This window comes from Pelagibacterium mangrovi (genome assembly GCF_036662815.1).
In the GTDB taxonomy this organism is placed as follows: domain Bacteria; phylum Pseudomonadota; class Alphaproteobacteria; order Rhizobiales; family Devosiaceae; genus Pelagibacterium; species Pelagibacterium mangrovi.
In genome coordinates this window covers 222501-225000 of sequence record NZ_JBAFXA010000001.1, presented here as the reverse complement: position 1 = coordinate 225000, position 2500 = coordinate 222501, and the positions used below count along the sequence as shown (strand labels likewise).

The 2500-nt window shown below is 54.0% G+C and carries 1 tRNA gene and 1 rRNA gene (1 of these 2 running past the window's edge); both read right to left on the bottom strand.

The window, feature by feature from the left end:
• A 23S ribosomal RNA gene (locus V4T21_RS01105) occupies window positions 1–2070 on the bottom strand; it reaches 658 nt to the left of the window's first position.
• Window positions 2071–2389: 319 nt separating this feature from the next.
• A tRNA-Ala gene (locus V4T21_RS01100) sits at window positions 2390–2465 on the bottom strand.
• Window positions 2466–2500 lie beyond the last annotated feature (35 nt).

The window sequence follows — 2500 nt, the reverse complement described above, 5'->3', positions numbered from 1 at the left end:
CGCTGTCCCGGGTGCTGTTACACCGCGGTTAGACATCCATGACGATAAGGGTGGTATCTCACATTGCGGCTCCACGAGAACTGGCGTTCCCGCTTCAAAGCCTACCACCTATTCTGCACATGCCGACACGAATGCCAGCGTGAAGCTATAGTAAAGGTGCACGGGGTCTTTCCGTCTGACCGCAGGAACCCCGCATCTTCACGGGGAGTTCAATTTCGCTGAGTCGATGCTGGAGACAGTGGGGAAGTCGTTACGCCATTCGTGCAGGTCGGAACTTACCCGACAAGGAATTTCGCTACCTTAGGACCGTTATAGTTACGGCCGCCGTTTACCGGGGCTTCAATTCAAGGCTTGCACCTCTCCTTTTAACCTTCCGGCACCGGGCAGGCGTCAGACCCTATACGTCGCCTTACGGCTTCGCAGAGCCCTGTGTTTTTAATAAACAGTCGCCACCCCCTCTTTTGTGCCACCCGCCAATGGTTGCCCATCAACGGGTCACGCTTATCCCGAAGTTACGCGTGCAATTTGCCGAGTTCCTTCAGCATCGTTCTCTCAAGCGCCTTGGTATACTCTACCAGTCCACCTGTGTCGGTTTAGGGTACGGACTATAAGCTGGGGCTATTTCCTGGAACCGCCTCACTGCACATCCAATCCGATAAGGACATACAACTCTGGCAATCCGTCACTTCCCAGCAGGCTCACGAATATTAACGTGATTCCCATCGACTACGCCTTTCGGCCTCGCCTTAGGAGCCGGCTAACCCTGCGCTGATTAACATTGCGCAGGAACCCTTGGACTTTCGGCGAGAGTGTCTCTCACACTCTTTATCGCTACTCATGTCAGCATTCGCACTTCCGATACCTCCAGGACCCCTCACGGGTATCCCTTCGCAGGCTTACGGAACGCTCCGCTACCGCGTGCAGTAAACTGCACACCCTAAGCTTCGGTGCATGGCTTGAGCCCCGTTACATTTTCGCCGCAGGAACGCTTGACCAGTGAGCTGTTACGCTATCTTTAAAGGATGGCTGCTTCTAAGCCAACCTCCTGGTTGTCTAAGCATTCCCACATGCTTTCCCACTTAGCCATGACTTGGGGACCTTAGCTGTAGGTCAGGGCTGTTTCCCTTTCCACGACGGACCTTAGCACCCGCCGTGTGTCTGCCAGATAGTACTCTTGGGTATTCGGAGTTTGGTTAGGTTTGGTAATCCGGTGAGGACCCCTAGCCCATCCAGTGCTCTACCCCCCAAGGTATTCGTCTGACGCTCTACCTAAATAGATTTCGCGGAGAACCAGCTATTTCCGAGTTTGATTGGCCTTTCACCCCTAGCCACACGTCATCCCCGTCTTTTTCAACAGACGTGGGTTCGGTCCTCCAGTGCGTGTTACCGCACCTTCAACCTGCACATGGCTAGATCACTCGGTTTCGGGTCTAATCCGTCGTACTTATCGCCCTATTCAGACTCGGTTTCCCTACGCCTACACCTAACGGCTTAAGCTTGCACGACAGACTAAGTCGCTGACCCATTATACAAAAGGTACGCCATCACCCAGGACGAACCTTGGGCTCTGACTGTTTGTAGGCATCCAGTTTCAGGAACTGTTTCACTCCCCTCGTCGGGGTGCTTTTCACCTTTCCCTCACGGTACTTGTTCACTATCGGTCGCACACGAGTACTTAGGCTTGGAGGGTGGTCCCCCCATGTTCAGACAGGATTTCACGTGTCCCGCCCTACTCGAGGACAATTAGGCTTTCTACCAGTACGGGGCTATCACCCACTAAGGCAGACCTTTCCAGGTCCTTCCTGTTCTTACCTAACTGCCACTGGCCTGGTCCGGGTTCGCTCGCCACTACTACCGGAGTCTCAATTGATGTCCTTTCCTCCGGGTACTGAGATGTTTCAGTTCCCCGGGTTAGCTCCCTTGCGGGTGGTCCGAAGACCGGGTTTCCCCATTCGGAAATCGCCGGATCAAAGCTTATTCGCAGCTCCCCGACGCTTATCGCAGCGTAACACGTCCTTCATCGCCTGTGTGCGCCAAGGCATCCACTGAACGCCCTTTTGGCACTTGATCGTTCTCATTACCAATGCCCGCAACCACACCATAGAAGGCATGCATCATCGGACATCGGTGGTCAGATCATAAAAGATCAACCCACGCTTCACAGCGCAGATCGATCCAAAGACCAGTTTCACGAGGTATCGTTTCTCCAAGGCTCAACGCCTAACTCCGACTGGGGAGCAGCCTGGGGTGCAGGCAAGACAAACAATCCTTCTCTCTACAATGTTAAATATCGGGCCAATCGAACCTTCTAAAAGATCCAACGGCCGAACCGTTTTCATCGAACACGCAATGCATCACCAGGCTCGGAACACCATCCGCTAAACGCAAATGGTGGAGCCAGACGGGATCGAACCGACGACCTCCTGAATGCAAATCAGGCGCTCTCCCAGCTGAGCTATGGCCCCAAAACTTTGCCTCGCGGGCCGCACCGTTCAAGCCA